Source organism: Chryseobacterium sp. POL2 (genome assembly GCF_011058315.1).
Taxonomy (GTDB): Bacteria; Bacteroidota; Bacteroidia; order Flavobacteriales; family Weeksellaceae; genus Soonwooa.
Genome location: NZ_CP049298.1, coordinates 1902970 through 1922966 on the forward strand (window position 1 = coordinate 1902970; position 19997 = coordinate 1922966).

Here is a 19997-nt window from a genome sequence, read left to right on the forward strand (position 1 = left end):
ACAAATTAAGACTATTATGAAAAGAAATAAGGAGGAGGTCTTACCGCAAAGAAATAGGATAATTTTTGTAAAATATGAAACGAATATTTACTATTTTGTATTTTCTTCTCCACAAAGATTTTTTTTGGAGAAAACGTAAATATAATCTTTGTACCCACTAAATCTTCCGTACGCGGCGAGAAGCTTAAAGATTTAACCTTGCCTCCGGCCGTCATTTGATCGTTAGACATCGGAAGTTTATTTTTAAAAACATATTCAACCGTTTTCGGTTGCTGGTTTTTTATCTTAGGAACTTTAGATTTGGCAAGCTCTTGAATGGTTTTTCCTGCTTGTTTTTCTATTTTCGATTCTTTCTTACTTCTTTCCTCAAAATCTTTAGAAACTATAGTGATGCGATTTCCTTCAGGCGAATCCATATCAGCTATCACAATCATAGCATCGCCCTTCACGTAAATAAAAGCAGAGTCCTTTAGCGTAATATCTTTAGAAAAAAGAAAAGAAAAATTAAAAAGAATAAAGAGCCAAAAAATGCGAAGGACAAAATTCTTCGGAAAAAATAAAGGATTTGCAATCGATAATTTTGGCAGGAAACAACAATATCTTAGCTGATGCTAATCTGCAAAATTACTAAAAAATTACAAATAAACTCATATTTAAAGTGAATAATTATTAATATTAAAATAGCAAAGCCAAATTTAACATATTAAACTCATTATATTATTCTTTTTCATAAAATTAATCAAAACCAAAAAAAACATTATATTTTCCCATCAAAATCTAGCTTTAAACAAAAGAACCACATCTTTTTGATGCGGTTCTTTATGATTTATCAATTCAACTGAGTCATGCTAAATATTTACATTTCTATCAAACAACAATCTTTCTCCATGTTTAATAAGAGAGAAATTACCATTATCGTAAGCTAAATGCCCATTAACAAATGTTTGAGTAATTTTAGATTTCAATTCTGTTCCTTCCAACGGACTCCAACCGCATTTGCTGATAATATTTTCCTTTGCTATTGTCCAAGGATTATCCAAATCTACCAACACCAAGTCTGCTTTATAACCTTCTTTAATAAAACCTCTTTTTTCTACTTGAAATAAAATAGCAGGATTGTGACACATTTTTTCTACAATTCTCTCCAAAGAAATTTTTCCGTTGTGGTAATTTTCCAACATCACCGCTAAAGAATGCTGCACCAAAGGCGCTCCAGAAGGACATTTTGTATAAACATTCTGTTTTTCTTCCCAAGTATGCGGCGCGTGATCTGTAGCCACAACATCTATCCTATCATCCAAAAGAGCTTCCCAAAGTCCATCCTTGTCTTTTTGCGTTTTCACCGCAGGATTCCATTTAATTAAACTTCCTTTGGTCTCGTAATCATCATTGGTAAATGTTAAATGATGAACGCAAACTTCAGCCGTAATTTTTTTGTCTTTTAAAGGAATATCGTTTCTGAACAAAGCCGTTTCCTTCGCTGTTGACAAATGGAAAATATGCAATCTAGCACCTGTTTTCTCCGCCAACTCAACTGCTTTTGAAGACGATTTATAACAAGCTTCTTCACTTCTAATTAAATGATGAAATTTCACTGGAATATCTTCACCATATTCAGCTTTATATTTTTCGGTATTGGCTTTTATAGTATCTTCATCTTCGCAATGAACACAAATCAGCATTTTGGTTTTGCTAAAAATATTCTCCAAAGTTTCGGGATTGTCCACTAGCATATTTCCAGTGGAAGAACCTAAAAACAGTTTAATTGCCGCCACATTTTTCGGATTGGTCTTTAAAACTTCCTCTAAATTATCATTGGTTCCGCCCATTGAGAAAGAATAATTCGCGTAAGATTTTTCTGCACCTAATTGATATTTCTCTTCCAATAATTCCTGAGTTACCGCATTCGGAACCGTGTTTGGTTGATCTATAAAACTGGTAACTCCACCTGCAATTGCTGCTTTAGATTCAGATTCAATATCGCCTTTATGGGTTAAACCTGGCTCACGAAAATGTACCTGATCATCGATAACACCTGGAAGTAAGAATTTTCCTGAAGCATCAATTATTTGTTCAATATTTTCCTCGGAAATATTTTCAGCAATTTTCGAAATAATATCATTTTCTATCAACAAATCGCTTTCGAAAATTTGACCTTCATTGACGATTTGAGCATTTTTAATTAGAATTTTCACTTTTATACTAAAAATTAAAGATTAGACTGAGAAATTAGAAAAACTGATTCCAAATTCTGATTTTCACATTTATTTCATTGCAAATTTAGAGTTTTAAAAAGACTAAAACCGATTTGCCACTATGAAAAACTAAATATTTACATTTGCAAAAAAACAATTTTGTATAAGAAACTTTTAACACAAACCCTCATATATGGTATTGGCGCAATTGCACCGAGAATTATTTTGTTCATCCTGAATCCGCTTCTTATTTACAAAATTCCGAACGAAGGATTTGCAATGTTCACACAGCTTTACGCTATTATTTCGTTTGTGAATATTGTGTTGTCTTTTGGTTTTGAAACGGCTTATTTTAGATTTTCTGCGGAGAAAGGTGAAGAGAAAAAAACATTCAACACCTCCTTTTGGTTTTTGTTTGCAACATCGAGTATGTTTTTAATTCTTTGTTATATTTTCAACCAACCTATTGCCGATTACTGGGGTTACAGCAACAATCCAGAATACATTAGATGGTTTGCCTTAATTGCATTTTTTGACACACTTCTAGTGATTCCTTTTGCTTGGTTAAGGTTTAACAATATGCCGATAAAATATTCGGTAGTGCGGGTTGTGCAATCTGTATTTCAAGCGGTTTTCACTGCGGCTTTATTTTTTTGGATTCCTGAAAGTTTTTCTAAAAGCATCGGGTTGAATAACAATGTTGACTTCCCTTTCTTTAGTAATTTAGCTGGAAGTTTTTTAGGCGTTTTACTCTTATTTCCTATTATTTTAAAAGTAAGATTTCAGTTCGTAGTTTCTTTATTTAAAAGAATGATTACATATTCTTTTCCATTGATGTTAGCTGGACTGGCTTTTATGGTGAACGAAAACTTTGACAAAACTATCCAAAGAAATCACATTTCGGACATGGAGGCTGGCGCTTATGGCGGGTGCTACAAATTAGCAGTTTTGATGACGCTTTTTGTAACCGCTTACAGAATGGGGATTGAACCTTTCTTTTTCAAACAAATGGACAAAGGCGATGCTACAAAAACTTATGCTAAAGTTGCGGAATATTTTGCGTTCTTCGCTTCTATTGTCGCCTTAGGCATCATCGCCAACATTTCTTGGTTGAAGACATTATTTATCCCAAATACCTCCTATTGGATTGCTATTGACATTATCCCGATTATTGTAATAGCTAATCTTTGTTTTGGGATATATTATAATTTTTCAACTTGGTACAAAGTAACTGACAGGACTAGCATGGGAACGATAATCTCTTGGACGGGCGCTGGGATTAATATTGGATTTAATTATTTAGCATTAGTCCATTACCAAAGTATGATTGGTTCTGCCTGGGCAACTTTCGGGGCATATCTTGTGATGATGATTACCTCCTACTTACTCGGTCAAAAATATTATCCAATCCCTTATCGCATAAAAAAAATGACATTATTTTTAGTTATGTTGGGCATTTTCAGTTTCATCATTGTTAAATACTTTGATTATAATGTATGGCTGAGCAATTTATTATTAATTATATTTATCACAAGCATTTTGGTTTCTGAAAAAAAAATGATTCTACAACTAATAAAAAGATAATTTTAATAATCACAATCAACACTTTACTAAATATTAAAGCCAATGATTTGCTTTACAAATCTTATATTTTTACATTTGAAAAATTATCTATTGTGTAAAAACATTTATTACACCTCATAACTTAAAAAAACAAAACACACCTTATATAATGAAAATTATAGTTCCTATGGCTGGACGCGGATCTAGACTTCGCCCACATACACTTACTGTTCCAAAACCATTAATTCCAATTGCAGGCAAGCCTATTGTACAAAGACTTGTTGAAGATATCACCAAAGTTGCTGGAGAATCTATTGATGAAATCGCTTTCATTATCGGCGATTTTGGCGACGAAGTAAAGGAATCATTAATAAAAATTGCCGAGAGCCTTGGCGCCAAAGGCAGCGTATATGTACAAGATGAACCTCTAGGAACGGCACATGCCATAAAATGTGCGGAAGCTTCTATGAAAGGCGATGTTGTCGTGGCTTTTGCAGACACTTTATTCCGTGCAGATTTTGTTTTAGATAAAAACTCGGACGGCGTTATTTGGGTGAAAAAAGTTGAAGACCCATCCGCATTTGGCGTTGTAAAATTGGACGAATATGGCTTCATCACAGATTTTGTAGAAAAACCAAAAGAATTTGTTTCTGACCTTGCGATCATTGGTATTTATTATTTTAGCAATGCTGAAAAGTTGATGGAAGAAATCAACTTCATCATGGATAATGATATAAAATTTGGTGGCGAATACCAATTAACAACTGCTTTGGAAAATCTCCGTCAAAAAGGCGCGAAATTCACGCTTGGGAAAGTTGACGATTGGATGGATTGTGGTAACAAAAACGCTACTGTAGAAACCAATAGCAAAATTCTTGAATACGAAAAAGAATGTATGGCGCAATATCCAAGCAGTGCCAAAATCGAAAACTCATTGATTATCCAACCTTGTTTCATTGGTGAGAATGTTGAGATCAGCAATTCTAAAATAGGCCCCAATGTATCTGTTGGAAATGGAACCAAAGTTATTAATTCCAATATAGACAATTCTTTAATACAAGAAAAAACAATTATCGATCACGGCAATCTTTCCAACTCGATGATTGGTAACTCGGCACAATATTTTGGTGTTGCCAGAGAGATTTCTTTGGGGGACTATTCCGTTTTGGATTTCTTTTCAAAAGATTAACAAAATCAACATTTTTATTATTTTGAGATTTAGTTTCTGAAAAACAAGAGACTGAATCTCAAAATATTTATCGCCATCTGGCGTTAATTTTGCAAAGCCTATTAAAAATTCAAAATGAAAAAGTTAGGAATTATCATACTTGCAGCTTCGGTATTATCCGCTTGCCATACTCAAAAAACGGCAACAGAGACGACAGCCACCACGCCCATAAGCACTACAAAACCTATTAAATCCAACAAAGTATTTTTCAATAAAATTGCTGAAAAACCCGCTTTTGAGCAAGTAAAAATTAATAGCAAAATTAATGTTGAAAACGGCAGTTTTATTCCACCAATTTCAGCAACTATTTATATCGAGAACGGGCAAAAAGTCTGGATGAATATGGCTGCACTTTTCATAAATGTTGCACGCGGTATAGCAACGCCCGATGGAGTCAAAGCCTACGAAAGTTATAATAAAACCTACATCGATTCGGATTTTTCGTATTTAAATGATTTATTAAAAGTCAACTTTATCGATTATACATCTCTGCAAAATTTATTAATTGGTAAAACCTTCACACCAATCAACGAACAAGATTTTGAACTAACTCAAAATGCAAAAGGTTTTAGCCTTAATTCAAAAAAAAATATCAAAATCGAGGTTGACGGTATCCTTAATGAATATGCTATCCAAAATGATTATTCCGAAGATTTGAATCTTATTAAAGTGAGTCTAAATAATCTAACGAATAAGGATCTATTAGAAGTTTATTATAATAACTGGGGAAAAGTTGAAGAAATCGCTTTCCCAAAAAATGTTAAAATAATTATAAAAGGAAAGAAAACCGACCAAATCTTAATCGAAAACACGAAATTTGATTTTTCCAAAATGGCAACGCCATATTCGGTGCCTAATAATTATAAAAAGACCGCGATTAAATGATAAAGAAGATTAGTTTTCTATTAAGCATCTTATTTTTCGGAAGCATTTTCGGCCAAAATACAAAAGAACAGCTACAAAAGCAAAACGCTGATATCAAAAAGCAAATTGCAAATATCAATGCAGATCTTGCTAAAACCAAAAACGAGTCCAAGCTGTCACTCGCATACCTCAATGCCGTTAATCAAAAAATTTCTTTACGAGAAAAATCTTATAACAATACCCAAAAAGAAAAACGTTTTATAGAAGACGACATCTATAGATCGCAACTCGAAATCAATAAAAACAAACGAGAACTTAGCAAACTTCGTAAAGATTATGCCGAAATTCTTGTTAAAGCCTATAAAAATAAAGGTGTACAAAATAAAGTTACTTTCATTTTGTCATCCAAAAACATTGGTGAAGCACTTCGTCGTATTCAGTATTTAAAACAATATTCTGAGTATCAAGATCGTAAAGCGGCAGAAATCACCAACAAAGCCACTGAAATTCAAAAAAACATTGCTAAAAAACAACAATCTGTAAACGAAAAAGACAAGCTTCTTATCAACCAGAAAAAAGAATTAGCAACCATCGAAGTGGAGCGTAAGCAAAAAGAAGATCTTTTGGTTGAGTTTAAGAAAAACGAAACGCAATTAACGACAGAACTAAAACAAAAACAAGCGCAACAACGTTCTTTGGAAGGGCAAATCCGTGCAATTATTAATGAAGAAATTCGCGCTGCTAAAGCCAAAGCCGAAGCTGAGAAAAAAGCCGAAGAAGAAAGAAAAAGACAAGCTCTAATTGCTGCAGCAAAAGAAAAAGCAAGAATCGATGCCGAAAATAAAGCTAAAGCCGAAGCCCTTGAAAAAGAGCGAAAAGCATTAGAAGAAGAAACACGAAAAGCCAGAGAACTCGCTGCAAAAAAAGCAGCTGATGAAAAAAAACGTGCTGATGAAGCTGCCAAAGCAGAAACAGATGCAAAAGCAGAAGCCAGAAGAATCCTTGCAGAAAGAGAATCGAACGATGCAAAAGCACGAGCAAAAGCCGCTGAAGAGCGTTTAGCCGCTGCCAAAGCCGCTGAAGCTGCATTAAATAAGAAAAAGGAAGAAGAGAAAAAAGAAGCAGAAACCAAAACCATGAAAGCTTTTGGAGTCGGAAGTGTAACCGCCGGCAGTAATTTTGCTGAAAGCAAAGGGCGAATCGGTTTCCCTGTAGAACGTGGAAATATCACCCACAGATTCGGACGTCAACAACACCCAGTTTTCAAAAATATTTGGGAAGAAAACAATGGTATCAAAATCGCTGTTAGCCCAGGTTCAAAAGCACGTTGTGTTTTCCCTGGCGTTGTATCAACAATTATCGTAGATGGCGGAACCAAAACAGTGATGGTAAAACATGGTAACTATTTTACAGTTTACTCTAATCTTTCTAACGTCAATGTAAAATCCAACCAAACGGTTTCTGCAGGAACTCAGATTGGCGAGATTACTACAAGTCTAGACGGTTCTTACACATTAGATTTTCAAATTTGGAATGGGACAAGTCCTGTTGATCCAATGGGTTGGGTTTCGTATTAAAAAATAATGTAACTTTGTCGAATTAAAAAATGTAAATAATGTATCAGTCATTAAGCATATTAGCAATTTCTTGGCAACATATTTTAATCGTTGCTTTAGTACTCTTATTATTATTTGGAGGTAAGAAAATCCCTGAGTTGATGAAAGGTTTGGGATCAGGCATCAAAGAATTTAAAGATGCTGTGAAAGAAGAAGATAAAAAGGGTGAAAACAACAATAACTCTTCTACCAACAATTAATAGATGGGTTTTACAGAACAGGCTTGGGATATCTTTAATCAGTCGATTGAAGACTATCATCAACTAGATCATGTCGACACTTTAGAAAATAATCCGTTCCAAACTAACAGCTTGGAACATTTTTTGTATAGAAAGAATTGGATTGACACCGTACAATGGCATTTGGAGGATATTATCCGTGATGAAAATATCAATCCGGCAGAAGCTCTTCAACTCAAACGTAGAATAGACTTATCCAATCAAAAAAGAACTGATTTGGTAGAAAATATTGACGATTGGTTTTTAGATAAATTCAAAAATATTACTCCAAAAGATAATGCTAGGATTAATTCTGAAACAATAGCTTGGGCAATTGACAGACTTTCAATTTTAGCTTTAAAAATATATCACATGAACCAAGAAGTTGTTCGTAAAGACGCTTCAGAAGAACATGTCGCCAAATGTTCTGTAAAGCTAAATGTACTTTTAGAACAGCAGAAAGATCTCATGACAGCGATTGACCAATTGATAATTGATATTGAAAACGGTAATGTTAAGATGAAAACGTATAAACAGATGAAAATGTATAATGACGAATCTCTTAACCCAATCCTTTATCAAAAAACGCAAAAAAAATGATTCGCTGGGCTGGAGTTAGACTTTTTATTTTTCTGTTAATACTTTCTTCTTTTGCATCTTGCACTACGGAGACAAGTTTTTATTCTGAAAATACTTTATCCAATGATTTTGCATTGGCAACGGAAAGAAATTTCTCTCCAGAAAGAATTTCTTATAGTTCTACTATTTCCAATTTGGTGTCAACTTTTCCTAAGTTCAAAAACGTTGCTGTTAACAATCAAGTCGCTGAACTGAAGCAAAACTTAACCAATTATCTGTATGCGATACAGTCTTCTAATGAGAAAGAAAAAAAGAAATCTTTTAAACAATTCGAAGACAGTTACAAAAATATCCAAAGACTTAGAAAATATCTGAAAAGTGATGACGACCAGGTCCTTAATCGCTATTTGGTAAATCTTAAAACCAATGTGAGCCTTTTGGAAGCGGTGGAAAAAAATGAATCCAAAAACATTATTAGTACCAAATAATTAATTTTCAAAATTTAATGCTCAAAATACAAGCTGAAGCCCATGTGCCAACAGAGTTGGGCAATTTCAGAATTATCGCTTTTTCTGACCGCGAAGACGACTGGATGCCTCACATGGCGATTATTGCAGAACATACGGATTTTTCAAAAGATGTCAACGTAAGATTCCATTCGGAGTGTATTACTGGAGAAGTTTTTCATTCCAAAAAGTGCGAGTGTGGTCCACAGCTAGATGCGGCCCTTTCTTACATTAACAACAATGGTGGCGTGGTTGTCTATCTTCGTCAAGAAGGTAGAAATATTGGCATTATTAACAAATTGAAAGCTTATTCTTTACAGGAAAAAGGCTTGGATACAGTTGAGGCTAATTTAAAATTAGGACTTCCTGCAGATGGAAGAAAATTCGATGTAGCTATTGATATTTTAAATATGTTAGGCGTTAAGGCAGTCAATTTGATGACCAATAATCCTGAAAAATTAAAATATGTTGAAAATAGCAATATCAAACTTAACTCCAGAATTCCTTTACAGATAAAAGCGACCGAAATAAGTTCGTCTTATCTTAAAACAAAAAAAGATTTTTTCGGTCATCTTCTAAACGACCAAGATTTATAACAAAAAAGCGAGAACATTTTCTCGCTTTTTTTATTTTATAAGTATTTTAATTTTCTCTATTTTAAAGATACTGGTTTAGAATCGTCGATTTTATAACGCTGGATAACTTCATCATAACTCATTTTTGACAAGTTAGAATTAACGCCTTTTCCAAATTCTGCAGGTACAAGAATTACTCTGAAAGTTTGGTTTTGAGAAAACTCTGGTGTTGTCGTCACATCATAAGTCCCTTGCAACGAAATGGAAAAATCTACCACCGAATAGTCATAGTCATAGTCAATCTCTTCGCCGTTATCTAAATAAATAGTTTTAGGAATCGGCTCCCATATTGGTTTACCATTGTTTAAGTTTCCTTTTTTTCTGTAAATCAATACAAAATCTTGATCCAGCAATGGCGCATTAAAGCCTTGAATATATGTAAAACTATTAGCAGGTGTAAAATTAACTCCTTTTAAATCATAAACTTGTGGATAATCTACTGGAGCAGGAACCTCATGGACAATCTCTCGATCTGTTGTACAACTAACAACAGCGCCCAGACCCAAGATTGCCATTGCTGATATAGTCAAATATTTTTTCATAGTTTTAAAATTTTATTTGTTAATCTTTTTGCGTTCAAAATATATACCACATTTCTTTTTTAATAAAAAATGAAGATATATCTTTATAGTCACTTAATATTTTAGATAAGTAAAACATGAAAAGGTTAATTCTGGCAGTTACAATTTTTAGCTCAATTTTCTATAAAGCACAATACACACCGAAAAACATTAGCGAAGAACAAACAAAAATTGCTAAAGAATGGGTTGATAAAACTTATAACGAACTCTCGGAAGATCAAAAGTTAGGACAACTTTTCATTGTTGCATTGTACACCAACAAAGGTATTGATCATATTAATGAAATTCGGAATTTAGTTTCGAAAGAGCAAATCGGTGGTTTAATTTTGATGCAAGATGATGCCGCTATGGAGGTAAACCTTGTCAACGAATTCCAGACGCGCTCTAAAGTTCCGATGATGATTGGTATGGACGCAGAATGGGGAATTTTCCAAAGAATTGCTAAAGCTTACAAATTTCCTTGGGCGATAACATTGGGTGCTATCCAAGACGAAAAACTCGTTTATGAGATGGCCACAAAAATTGCCGCAGACTGCAAAAGAATGGGCATCAATTGGGATTTTGCGCCAGTTGTCGATGTTAATACCAATCCTAATAATCCTATTATCGGGAATCGTTCTTTTGGATCCGATGTTCAAAATGTCATTTCTAAAGCAAATGCTTATTCTCAGGGTTTACAAGACAATAATATCTTGGCCGCCATCAAACATTTCCCAGGACATGGCGACACAAGCGCAGATTCTCATTATGATTTACCATTGGTAGACCACGATATAAAACGACTCAACGACATTGAATTAGCACCTTACAGAGCTTTAATAAAAGAAGGAATTGGTGGCGTAATGGTTGCGCATCTTTATGTCCCAACATTAGAAAAAGAACAAAATATTCCCGCTTCAATATCAAAAAGTATTATCACAGATTTACTAAAAAACCAATTGGGTTACAAAGGTTTGATTATCACAGATGCGCTGAATATGGGCGCAGTTGCCGATAGTTACCAACCTGGACAATTGGACGCTTTAGCCTTTAAAGCAGGCAATGACATTATGCTTTTCTCACAAGGTGTGAAAGAGGGCAAGAGATTAATTGCTGAAAGCATCAAAAAAGGTGATATATCTAATGAACGTTTGGAAGAAAGTGTGAAGAAAATTTTGCTTACCAAATATTATTTAGGTTTAAACAAATACGACAACAAAAACCCAAATAATATTCTTGAAGATATCAACAATGCATCGCATCAACAATTGGTACAAAAACTTTATGAAAATGCGTTGACATTATTAAAAGATGACAAAGCGCTACTTCCCCTAAACGCTCAAGAAAAAATATATTATTTAGGTCTTGAAGAAGCGCCCTATCAAACTTTTCAAAATCTATTGAAAAACAACTTAAATATTGAAATAATATCGTCAAAAGAACTTTCGAAACTTCCAAAAAATAGCAAATTGATTATCGGCGTTCATAAAGATAACAGTACCGCTTACAAGCCTTACAAAATTTCGGAAACATCAAAAAAAATAATTGCTGAGGCATCGAAAAAACACCAAGTTATTTTGAATATTTTTGGAAGTCCTTATGCACTTCGTGACCTGGACACCGATAATATTTCTACACTTTTGGTTTCCTATGAAAACAATGATGACTCTCAAAAAGCAACGGTGAATGGCTTAACAGGAAAAACAAAAATCTCTGGAAAGCTTCCAGTATTGGTAAATGATACTTGGCAATTTGGCGCCGGAAAAACATTAGACAAATAATAATTTTAAATGAAATTTAGAATTTTCAAATAATAGAAATTGTGTAAACCAATTATATTATGTTAATAAATTCAATAAATTGTCACCTCAAAATAATACAATGAAAATAGGAATTTTATGTTATCCAACTTACGGCGGAAGCGGCATTGTGGCCACAGAACTGGGAATGATTCTCGCAAATCAGGGTCATGAGGTTCATTTCATAAGTTCAAATCTTCCTGCAAGATTGGACATGACGCGCGCCAATATTTTCTTTCATAAAGTTCAGGTTGAGAATTATCCGCTTTTCAAATTTCCACCTTACGACATTGCATTATCATCGACGATTTACCAAGTTGTAAGTCTTTACAATCTGGATATTTTGCATGCACATTATGCCATTCCGTTTGCATATTCTGCGTTTTATGCCAAACAAATGCTGAAGGAAGACGGAAAAGATATTCCGTTGATTACCACACTCCACGGCACGGACATCACTTTGGTTGGGCAACATCCTAGTTATAACAAAGCAGTTGAATTTTCTATTAATCAATCCGATGCCATTACCTCGGTTTCGGAAAGTTTAAAACAAGATACCCTCAAAAATTTCAATATTAAAAAAGAAATCAAGGTTATCACCAACTTTATCGACAATCGTCTTTTTTTAGATAAAAACATTTGTTGTCGCGACCAATTTGCAGAGCCTCGCGAAAAGATTTTGATACATGTTTCCAACCTACGTTCGGTTAAAAGAATTCAAGATGTTTTGGCTGTTTTTAAAAATGTTCAAAAAGAAATTGACAGCAAGCTCATCATTATCGGGGAAGGGCCCGATATGGAAAAGATAAATTCGTTCTTGACAAAAAATCCAGAATTGATTAATAAGGTTCGGCTCCTCGGAAAAGTGGACGAGCTTTACAGAATTTTGAAACTGTCAGACGTTTTTTTACTTCCTTCCGAGCAAGAAAGTTTTGGTCTTGCGGCTTTGGAAGCTATGGCTGCCGGAACGCCTGTTATCAGCAGTAATGCCGGCGGAATCCCGGAAGTTAACATCCATGGAAAAACAGGATTTGTTGCCAATATCGGCGATGTTGATGCGATGACAACATATACCAAACAACTTCTTTCTGACGAAAAACTATTGGCAGAAATGAAACGCAATGCCAAAGAAAACGCGGAACTTTTTGACATCGACAAAATAATTCCCCAATATATAGAACTTTATAACGAGGTTTTAAAAAAATAAATTATTTCTGTGTTTAATTGATAATTAAATTTTAATTTTATTTATCAAACTAAAAAACACCGTGATGATTAAAGAAGATTTTCTACAATATTTGTGGAGTAAAAAGCTATTCGAAAATTATGACTTTGTTTCTACAAAAGGCTTTCCTATCGAAATTTTAAATTACGGACAGTGGAATCACAATCAAGGTCCAGATTTTCTATTTGCACAAATTAAATACCAAGACACAATTTTCGCGGGACATATTGAACTACATGTAAAGTCGTCTGATTGGTATTTTCACAAACATTCTCAGCAAGAAGATTATCAAAACATTATTCTGCATGTTGTTTACCAAGACGACTGCGACATCGATTTGTTAGTAGAAAAGAATATCCCAACTTTAGAAATAAAACAATATATCGATAATAAAAAATTAAGCACTTTCAATCAAATGGATTTGGAACATTTTAAATTCATTCCTTGTGAGGAGCTGATTACTCAGGAGAAAGTTCCACTGTTTTTTCATGAAGAAAAGCTTTTAGAAAAGCTTAGCCAAAAATCTGAATCGACAAAAAATCAACTTTCTGAAACCAAAAACGATTACGAAGCCGTGTTGTTCATCAATCTTGCTTACGCCTTCGGATTAAAAATAAATGCGGACATCTTCAAACAATTGGCTGAAAGTATCGATTATTCGGTTATAAAAAAAATACGGCAAAACCCAACGGCTTTAGAAGCTTTATTTTTCGGTCTTTGTGGCTGGTTGGAAAAGCCTAAAGATGAAATGATGACAACTTGGGCTCGTGAGTTTCAGTTTTTAAAATCTAAATTTGACATAGCAAATATTAGTTTAAATCCAAAGTTTTCAAAACTTCGTCCACCGAATTTCCCTAATATAAGATTATCCCAATTGGCGCAACTTCTTTCCCGAGAACCTCATCTTTTTTCAAAAATTAAAACCGCAAAAAACATTACGGAATTAAAGACTATTTTTTTGGATATAAAAGCCTCCGAGTATTGGGATACCCATTTCAACTTTGGGAAAATATCGTCAGAAAATTCATTGAAAAAACTAAGTGACGAATTTGTTGAACGCCTCCTTATTAATACTATTCTTCCTACAAAATACTGCTTGGAATTAGAATGTAACGAAAATATCAACGATGAAATTATTAAGTTTTACCAGGACTTAAAGGCTGAGAGAAATTCGGTTATCGACACTTGGGAAAGTTTCGGCATTATCTCGAAATCGGCTTTGGAAACCCAATCTTTGCTGCAACATTATAAAACTTTTTGCAACGAAAAAAAATGCCTAAATTGCGGCATTGGATATAATATTTTAAAACATGATTAACAATATACGTCACCGTTTTGAGAGAGAGTGGTTTGGAGTTTTGACGAGAATGGGAAGTAAGTTGGGGATACCCGTTTCGAAACTTCGCGTATTTTTTATATACTCAACTTTTGCAACGGCAGGAATATTTTTTCTATTCTATTTGGGTTTAGCTTTTACACTTTGGATAAAAGATTGTATCGTTGTTAAAAGACCGAATGTCTTTGATCTTTAAAAAAAAATAATTTTTAAAATAAAAAAAGCTTTCAGAAATTCTGAAAGCTTTTTATGTATATAAGATTTTGTCTTATCCTTTATCCGCAAAAGCAGACATATATTCTCTGTTCATTCTAGCGATCGTTTCTAGAGAAATACCTTTAGGACATTCTACTTCACAAGCACCAGTGTTGGAACAGTTCCCAAATCCTTCTTCGTCCATAGCTGCTACCATGTTCAGAACTCTTCTTTTAGCTTCTACTCTACCTTGTGGTAATAATGCATATTGAGAAACTTTTGCACCTACAAATAACATTGCAGATCCGTTTTTACACGTTGCTACACAAGCACCACAACCGATACAAGCCGCTGCATCCATTGCTCTGTCTGAATCTTCTTTTGGAACAAGGATATTGTTAGCGTCTGTTGTTCTCCCCGATGTATTTACAGAAATAAATCCACCTGCAGCCATTACTCTATCGAAAGCACTTCTATCCACAACCAAATCTTTGATTACAGGGAAAGCCGCACTTCTCCAAGGTTCGATAACGATAGTTTCTCCATCTTTGAAGTGACGCATGTGTAACTGACAAGTTGTGATACCTGTATCGGGACCGTGCGCACGACCGTTGATGTATAAAGAACACATTCCGCAAATCCCTTCACGACAGTCGTGATCGAAAGCGATAGGTTCTTTACCTTCGTTAATTAAGTTTTCGTTCAGAATGTCTAACATTTCTAAGAATGAAGAATCTGTAGAAACGTCAGATATTTTATAGGTCTCAAATTGACCTTTGGATTTATTATTTTTTTGTCTCCAAATTTTCAGCGTAAGATTTAAGCCTTTTTTTGCACTCATAATTATATATTTATTGGTTGGAGATTATTTGTAACTTCTTGTTTTAACTTCGATGTTATCGTACACAAGCTCTTCTTTGTGCATTACTTCTTGGTTTATATCGTTTCCTTTATATTCCCAAGCTGCAACATACTTGTAGTTAACATCATCACGTTCTGCTTCACCATCTGGCGTAGAGTGATCTTCACGGAAGTGACCTCCACAAGATTCGTTTCTGTTCAATGCATCAATTGCCATTAATTGACCTAATTCTAGGAAATCTGCTACACGAAGTGCTTTCTCCAATTCTGGATTCATTTCATCATTAGAACCAGGAACTTTTACATTCTTCCAGAAATCGTTTCTTACTTCTTCAATTTCTTTAATTGCTTCACTAAGACCTTCTGGTGTTCTTCCCATACCCACTTTGTTCCACATAATGTGACCCAATTTTTTATGGAAATAATCTACAGAATGCGTTCCTTTATTATTCAATAAATAGTCAATTCTATCTTTAACTTCTTTCTCAACCTGGTTGAAAGCTTCAGAATCTGTTGGAATCTGTCCTGTTCTAATATCAGCAGAAAGATAATCTGCAATAGTATAAGGAAGAACGAAATATCCGTCTGCTAAACCTTGCATCAAAGCAGAAGCACCCAGTCTGTTAGCGCCGTGATCTGAGAAGTTAGCTTCTCCAATTACGAAACATCCAGGGATTGTAGATTGTAAGTTATAATCTACCCAAACACCACCCATTGTGTAGTGAACAGCAGGGTAAATCTTCATTGGCGTTTCATAAGGATTGTCAGCAGTAATTTTCTCGTACATTACGAAAAGGTTACCATACTTCTCCTCAATCCAAGCTTTACCAAGATCGTAAATTTGTTGTTCTGTAGGATTGTGAATATGCTTTTCAATAGCAGCTTCTCTACCTTTTTTCATAATTTCTGTAGAGAAATCTAAGAACACACCTTCTTTAGTATCGTTATTTTCGATACCGAAACCAGCATCACATCTTTCTTTACCTGCTCTAGAAGCAACGTCTCTAGGAACTAGGTTACCGAAAGCTGGATATCTTCTTTCCAAATAGTAATCTCTATCGGCTTCAGGGATATCTTTTGCTTTTTTCTTACCTTCTCTAATTGCTACCGAATCTTCAATATTTTTAGGAACCCAGATTCTTCCAGAGTTTCTAAGAGATTCAGACATCAAAGTTAGTTTAGACTGTTGCGTTCCGTGAACTGGAATACAAGTTGGGTGAATCTGTACATAGCAAGGGTTTGCGAAATACGCTCCTTTTTTGTGAATTTTCCAAGCTGCAGAAACGTTAGATCCCATCGCGTTAGTCGATAAGAAATAAACATTTCCGTAACCTCCAGAAGCAATAACCACTGCGTGAGCAGAATGTCTTTCAATTTCTCCTGTTACAAGGTTTCTTGCGATGATTCCTCTTGCTTTTCCATCTACGATTACTAAATCTAGCATTTCGTGACGGTTGTACATTTTAATTCTACCTTTACCAATTTGGCGGCTCATTGCAGAATACGCCCCTAATAATAACTGTTGACCAGTTTGCCCTTTTGCGTAGAAAGTTCTTTTTACCTGAACCCCACCGAAAGAACGGTTATCTAACTGACCGCCGTAATCGCGCCCAAAAGGAACCCCTTGAGCAACACATTGGTCAATAATATTTGCTGAAACTTCCGCTAAACGATAAACGTTAGCCTCTCTTGCACGGTAATCTCCACCTTTAATAGTATCGTAAAACAATCTATAAGTTGAATCCCCATCTCCTTGATAATTTTTAGCAGCGTTAATACCTCCCTGAGCCGCAATAGAGTGCGCTCTTCTTGGAGAATCTTGATAACAAAATGCTTTTACGTTATAACCTTGCTCAGCTAAAGTAGCTGCAGCAGAACCACCCGCTAAACCTGTACCAACAACAATAATATCAATTTTATCACGGTTGTTAGGCGCAACAAGGTTCATGTGATCTTTATGATGACTCCATTTGTCCTTCAGTGGACCAGCTGGAATTTTAGAATCTAAATTACTCATTTTATTTATGATATTATTGAGTTATGAAATGATAAACCGCGATAAAAATAAATCCTAGCGGAATAAGAATTGAATACCAAGTTCCGAAAGCCTTAATAAAAGGCGTATACTTTGGATGTCTAGCTCCAACAGATTGGAATGCAGATTGGAAACCATGTGCTAAATGTAATCCTAACAAAACAAAAGCTACAACATATATTGCCACCTTAATAGGATCAGCAAATTTAGCATGTAGTTCTATCCAAAACCTGTCTGTACCCATAGCATCTACGTTCCCTTCGATGTATTTGAAATTCATTTCATGAACCCAAAAGTCATACATGTGAAGTCCTAAAAATGCTAAAATTACCAATCCAGAAATAATCATATTTCTAGACATCCATGAAGAATTTGCTGCAGCACCGCTAACATCGTACTTTACTGGTCTCGCCTTGTTATTTTTTGCTTCTAAAATGAATCCCATAATAAAATGGAAAAACACTGCAAAAATCAATACAGGTTGCATCAGATATTGGATAAATGGATTATAACCCATAAAATAAGATGCCTGATTAAACCCTGTCTCACTAAATACCGATAGCATATTAGTGAAAAGATGCATCACCAAGAAAACCAGCAAAAAAAACGCCGATAGTGCCATTGCATATTTTCTTCCTATTGAAGATGAAAATCCTGCCATAATCTAATTTTATTTTTTTTTGAATACGCACAAAGTTAAAAAAATGTTAATTGCAGTCCTCGTGAGATATGTCAGAATTTAGTAGTTTGTAATCTTTCTAAATAAATAAAAGATTTTATGGATCAATTTTATAATATTTCCCTTGATAATTAATTCCCGAAACCGCTTCAGAAATCATTATAATTTTACATTCTTTAATACGTCGAAATGACAAGTAAGGATTAACTAAAAACTTCTTAACAGACTCTATATCAGAACCTTCTTTTAACAAAACCAATACATTCGATTTTTCCTTTATGAGAACAATATTATTTTTAAACAACTCGATTTTTAAAACTTCATCCTTTTTAAAATGATAAAAATTAACACTTAAATTAATCAGCCAAAATAAAAGTATTGTAAAACCAAAATTCAAAAGATGTCTCAAATCTCTTTTAATCAAAACAAATCGTAAAAAATAGACTACAATTAATGCCAAAACAACTTCTAATAAGGAAAAACCAATGTTTTCAAACATTAAAAAATCTAAAGTGGCAAACCAATGAATAAACTTTAATAAAATATCGACAAAAGTATCATACAAGATATTTAGCCAAGAATATTCAAGATTAAAAGCAAATAAAACCACCATTAATAAGGAGAAAACAATAATAATTTCAGAAAACGGAATCACGCAAAGATTCGCAAAAATCGACACCAAAGAATATTGATGAAAATAATACAAAACAAGTGGTAAAGTTGCCAATTGTGCCGACATTGACAAGCTAAAAATCGCCACGATAAATTTGTAAATTTTATAATTCTTCTTTGGAAAACAATTTAAAATAGGTTGATACAGCCAATAAATCCCAAGCACTGCAACATAACTCAATTGGAAACCAACGTCAAATAATTGTTGCGTATCCCAACACAAAATAAGAAATGCTGAAACGGCTAAACTTTGCAACAAATGCGGTTTTCGATTGAGCAAACCCGAAATGTAATAAACGCTAATCATAATACAGGAACGCACAACCGAACTTCCGTAATCGATAAATATCGCAAAAGTCCAAATCGCAACTAGAGCAGTGACAACTCCAATTTTTCTGTATTTCACAGGGAAAGTTTTGTTTAAAACCAATAAAACCAACCAAAATATAATCAACATGTGAGATCCAGAAATCGCTAAAAGATGCACCAGGCCAGATCTATTAAAATCCGAAACTGTGACATCGTCCATGCCTGTGCGATCGGCAAGAATAATTCCTTTCAGAAATTCCTGATTTTTTGTTTGAAGATTCGATTGACCAATTCTTTGCAAAGTCTCTAATCGAAGTTGTTTGATTTGATATTTAAAAGAAATTTGAGGTTTTAGCGTTCCCAAAATCTCTGAATTTGCAAATGCCAAAGCCGAAACTTTTTGCCGTTCCAGATATTTTGGATAGTCAAACTGAAATGCGAATTTTGGTGATTTTAAACTAGAAAAATAAACTTCCGACTTGTAAATATGCCGAAAATCCAAGTCTGCTTTTTGTCTAGGAATTTGTAAAACAGCTTTGAATTGTGTGTCTTTATTATTAGAAACAGACAAGACATCGATTTGATATTTTTTATATTTTTCGTTGGAATTAAGCTTTTTATCAATTTTAAAAACAATATGTTTCTTTGTATCAAAATTGATTTTTTCAAAATCTTTAATATTAAAATCGTGAAATAGAAAGCCTAAACAAAAAAAGGCAAAACCCAACAACCATTGTCGCTTTTTGACAAAGAAATAGGTTTTAACCTTAAAAGAAAATCCAACAATTAGATTACAATATAAAAAAAGGAATAAGATAAACCCAAAATACAAATCAACATAATCTCGAAGAATAATTCCAAGACAAAATGTCGACAACATCACAAATAAAGGCTGGCGAGACATAAGGCACCATTTTAATGT

At 34.1% G+C, this 19997-nt stretch carries 19 protein-coding genes; 12 read left to right on the forward strand and 7 right to left on the reverse strand.

Translation table 11 applies throughout. The annotated features are described in order from the left end of the window. Positions 1 to 14: 14 nt before the first annotated feature. Together G6R40_RS08845 and G6R40_RS08850 are read right to left on the reverse strand one after the other, a co-directional pair. On the reverse strand, positions 15 to 434 hold the full coding sequence (locus tag G6R40_RS08845) for a hypothetical protein (protein WP_165134190.1): 420 nt from the start codon (positions 432 to 434) through the stop codon (positions 15 to 17). 414 nt (positions 435 to 848) lie between these two features. Beyond that, positions 849 to 2195, reverse strand: coding sequence for a dihydroorotase (locus tag G6R40_RS08850; RefSeq protein WP_165134193.1), 1347 nt, complete (start codon positions 2193 to 2195; stop codon positions 849 to 851). A 159-nt stretch (positions 2196 to 2354) separates the two neighbouring features. Here G6R40_RS08850 and G6R40_RS08855 point away from each other — a divergent pair, with 159 nt between their 5' ends. From G6R40_RS08855 to ribA, 8 genes are all read left to right on the forward strand, one after another. Beyond that, a complete protein-coding gene (locus G6R40_RS08855; RefSeq protein WP_165134196.1) occupies positions 2355 to 3779 on the forward strand; it encodes an oligosaccharide flippase family protein in 1425 nt (474 codons plus the stop codon). A gap of 148 nt (positions 3780 to 3927) precedes the next feature. Then, positions 3928 to 4947 (forward strand): sugar phosphate nucleotidyltransferase, encoded by a 1020-nt coding sequence (locus G6R40_RS08860; protein ID WP_165134199.1) that lies wholly within the window; start codon positions 3928 to 3930, stop codon positions 4945 to 4947. 114 nt (positions 4948 to 5061) lie between these two features. Then, a complete protein-coding gene (locus G6R40_RS08865; RefSeq protein WP_165134202.1) occupies positions 5062 to 5871 on the forward strand; it encodes a DUF4292 domain-containing protein in 810 nt (269 codons plus the stop codon). Further along, positions 5868 to 7427, forward strand: coding sequence for a murein hydrolase activator EnvC family protein (locus G6R40_RS08870; protein WP_165134204.1), 1560 nt, complete (start codon positions 5868 to 5870; stop codon positions 7425 to 7427). Before G6R40_RS08865 ends, G6R40_RS08870 begins: the two co-directional genes overlap by 4 nt. A 38-nt stretch (positions 7428 to 7465) precedes the next feature. Beyond that, positions 7466 to 7666 carry a twin-arginine translocase TatA/TatE family subunit gene (gene tatA / locus G6R40_RS08875; protein ID WP_165134206.1) on the forward strand — a complete coding sequence of 67 codons (201 nt, stop codon included), beginning with the start codon at positions 7466 to 7468 and terminating at the stop codon, positions 7664 to 7666. Positions 7667 to 7669: 3 nt separating this feature from the next. Then, positions 7670 to 8284 (forward strand): DUF4254 domain-containing protein, encoded by a 615-nt coding sequence (locus G6R40_RS08880; RefSeq protein WP_165134208.1) that lies wholly within the window; start codon positions 7670 to 7672, stop codon positions 8282 to 8284. Continuing rightward, positions 8281 to 8751, forward strand: coding sequence for a hypothetical protein (locus tag G6R40_RS08885; RefSeq protein ID WP_165134210.1), 471 nt, complete (start codon positions 8281 to 8283; stop codon positions 8749 to 8751). Before G6R40_RS08880 ends, G6R40_RS08885 begins: the two co-directional genes overlap by 4 nt. 17 nt (positions 8752 to 8768) lie before the next feature. Then, entirely contained in the window at positions 8769 to 9365 is a 597-nt protein-coding gene (gene ribA / locus G6R40_RS08890) for a GTP cyclohydrolase II (protein ID WP_165134212.1), read from the forward strand. A 56-nt stretch (positions 9366 to 9421) separates the two neighbouring features. Here the strand turns inward: ribA and G6R40_RS08895 are convergent, their stop codons facing one another. Continuing rightward, positions 9422 to 9946 carry a hypothetical protein gene (locus tag G6R40_RS08895; RefSeq protein WP_165134214.1) on the reverse strand — a complete coding sequence of 175 codons (525 nt, stop codon included), beginning with the start codon at positions 9944 to 9946 and terminating at the stop codon, positions 9422 to 9424. Positions 9947 to 10062: 116 nt separating this feature from the next. Between G6R40_RS08895 and G6R40_RS08900 the strand changes: the two genes are divergently transcribed. From G6R40_RS08900 to G6R40_RS08915, 4 genes are all read left to right on the forward strand, one after another. Beyond that, positions 10063 to 11745: a glycoside hydrolase family 3 protein gene (locus tag G6R40_RS08900; protein WP_165134216.1), complete on the forward strand. Its 1683-nt coding sequence runs from the start codon at positions 10063 to 10065 to the stop codon at positions 11743 to 11745. Positions 11746 to 11845: 100 nt separating this feature from the next. Next, a complete protein-coding gene (gene bshA / locus G6R40_RS08905; protein WP_165134218.1) occupies positions 11846 to 12970 on the forward strand; it encodes an N-acetyl-alpha-D-glucosaminyl L-malate synthase BshA in 1125 nt (374 codons plus the stop codon). 64 nt (positions 12971 to 13034) lie between these two features. Continuing rightward, positions 13035 to 14306: a DUF2851 family protein gene (locus G6R40_RS08910; protein WP_228455827.1), complete on the forward strand. Its 1272-nt coding sequence runs from the start codon at positions 13035 to 13037 to the stop codon at positions 14304 to 14306. After that, entirely contained in the window at positions 14299 to 14520 is a 222-nt protein-coding gene (locus tag G6R40_RS08915; RefSeq protein WP_165134221.1) for a PspC family transcriptional regulator, read from the forward strand. Before G6R40_RS08910 ends, G6R40_RS08915 begins: the two co-directional genes overlap by 8 nt. Positions 14521 to 14592: 72 nt before the next feature. Here G6R40_RS08915 and G6R40_RS08920 read toward each other — a convergent pair whose 3' ends face one another. The 4 genes from G6R40_RS08920 to G6R40_RS08935 form a co-directional block, all read right to left on the reverse strand. After that, complete coding sequence (locus tag G6R40_RS08920; RefSeq protein ID WP_165134224.1) at positions 14593 to 15360, reverse strand: succinate dehydrogenase/fumarate reductase iron-sulfur subunit; 768 nt, start codon at positions 15358 to 15360, stop codon at positions 14593 to 14595. Between the two features lie 24 nt (positions 15361 to 15384). Then, positions 15385 to 17397 carry a fumarate reductase/succinate dehydrogenase flavoprotein subunit gene (locus G6R40_RS08925; protein WP_165134227.1) on the reverse strand — a complete coding sequence of 671 codons (2013 nt, stop codon included), beginning with the start codon at positions 17395 to 17397 and terminating at the stop codon, positions 15385 to 15387. A gap of 13 nt (positions 17398 to 17410) precedes the next feature. Beyond that, positions 17411 to 18076 carry a succinate dehydrogenase cytochrome b subunit gene (locus tag G6R40_RS08930; RefSeq protein WP_165134230.1) on the reverse strand — a complete coding sequence of 222 codons (666 nt, stop codon included), beginning with the start codon at positions 18074 to 18076 and terminating at the stop codon, positions 17411 to 17413. A gap of 115 nt (positions 18077 to 18191) precedes the next feature. Further along, on the reverse strand, positions 18192 to 19979 hold the full coding sequence (locus G6R40_RS08935; protein ID WP_165134233.1) for a ComEC/Rec2 family competence protein: 1788 nt from the start codon (positions 19977 to 19979) through the stop codon (positions 18192 to 18194). Positions 19980 to 19997 lie beyond the last annotated feature (18 nt).

Bases quoted from the DNA above. Each gene is read 5' to 3' on its own strand.
- G6R40_RS08860 (WP_165134199.1), top strand. From the start codon at position 3,928: ATGAAAATTATAGTTCCTATGGCTGGACGCGGATCTAGACTTCGCCCA.
- G6R40_RS08930 (WP_165134230.1), bottom strand. From the start codon at position 18,076: ATGGCAGGATTTTCATCTTCAATAGGAAGAAAATATGCAATGGCACTA.
- G6R40_RS08880 (WP_165134208.1), top strand. From the start codon at position 7,670: ATGGGTTTTACAGAACAGGCTTGGGATATCTTTAATCAGTCGATTGAA.
- ribA (WP_165134212.1), top strand. From the start codon at position 8,769: ATGCTCAAAATACAAGCTGAAGCCCATGTGCCAACAGAGTTGGGCAAT.
- G6R40_RS08910 (WP_228455827.1), top strand. From the start codon at position 13,035: ATGATTAAAGAAGATTTTCTACAATATTTGTGGAGTAAAAAGCTATTC.
- G6R40_RS08900 (WP_165134216.1), top strand. From the start codon at position 10,063: ATGAAAAGGTTAATTCTGGCAGTTACAATTTTTAGCTCAATTTTCTAT.
- G6R40_RS08915 (WP_165134221.1), top strand. From the start codon at position 14,299: ATGATTAACAATATACGTCACCGTTTTGAGAGAGAGTGGTTTGGAGTT.
- G6R40_RS08865 (WP_165134202.1), top strand. From the start codon at position 5,062: ATGAAAAAGTTAGGAATTATCATACTTGCAGCTTCGGTATTATCCGCT.
- G6R40_RS08895 (WP_165134214.1), bottom strand. From the start codon at position 9,946: ATGAAAAAATATTTGACTATATCAGCAATGGCAATCTTGGGTCTGGGC.
- G6R40_RS08920 (WP_165134224.1), bottom strand. From the start codon at position 15,360: ATGAGTGCAAAAAAAGGCTTAAATCTTACGCTGAAAATTTGGAGACAA.
- G6R40_RS08870 (WP_165134204.1), top strand. From the start codon at position 5,868: ATGATAAAGAAGATTAGTTTTCTATTAAGCATCTTATTTTTCGGAAGC.
- G6R40_RS08885 (WP_165134210.1), top strand. From the start codon at position 8,281: ATGATTCGCTGGGCTGGAGTTAGACTTTTTATTTTTCTGTTAATACTT.
- G6R40_RS08925 (WP_165134227.1), bottom strand. From the start codon at position 17,397: ATGAGTAATTTAGATTCTAAAATTCCAGCTGGTCCACTGAAGGACAAA.
- bshA (WP_165134218.1), top strand. From the start codon at position 11,846: ATGAAAATAGGAATTTTATGTTATCCAACTTACGGCGGAAGCGGCATT.
- G6R40_RS08935 (WP_165134233.1), bottom strand. From the start codon at position 19,979: ATGTCTCGCCAGCCTTTATTTGTGATGTTGTCGACATTTTGTCTTGGA.
- G6R40_RS08845 (WP_165134190.1), bottom strand. From the start codon at position 434: ATGATTGTGATAGCTGATATGGATTCGCCTGAAGGAAATCGCATCACT.
- tatA (WP_165134206.1), top strand. From the start codon at position 7,466: ATGTATCAGTCATTAAGCATATTAGCAATTTCTTGGCAACATATTTTA.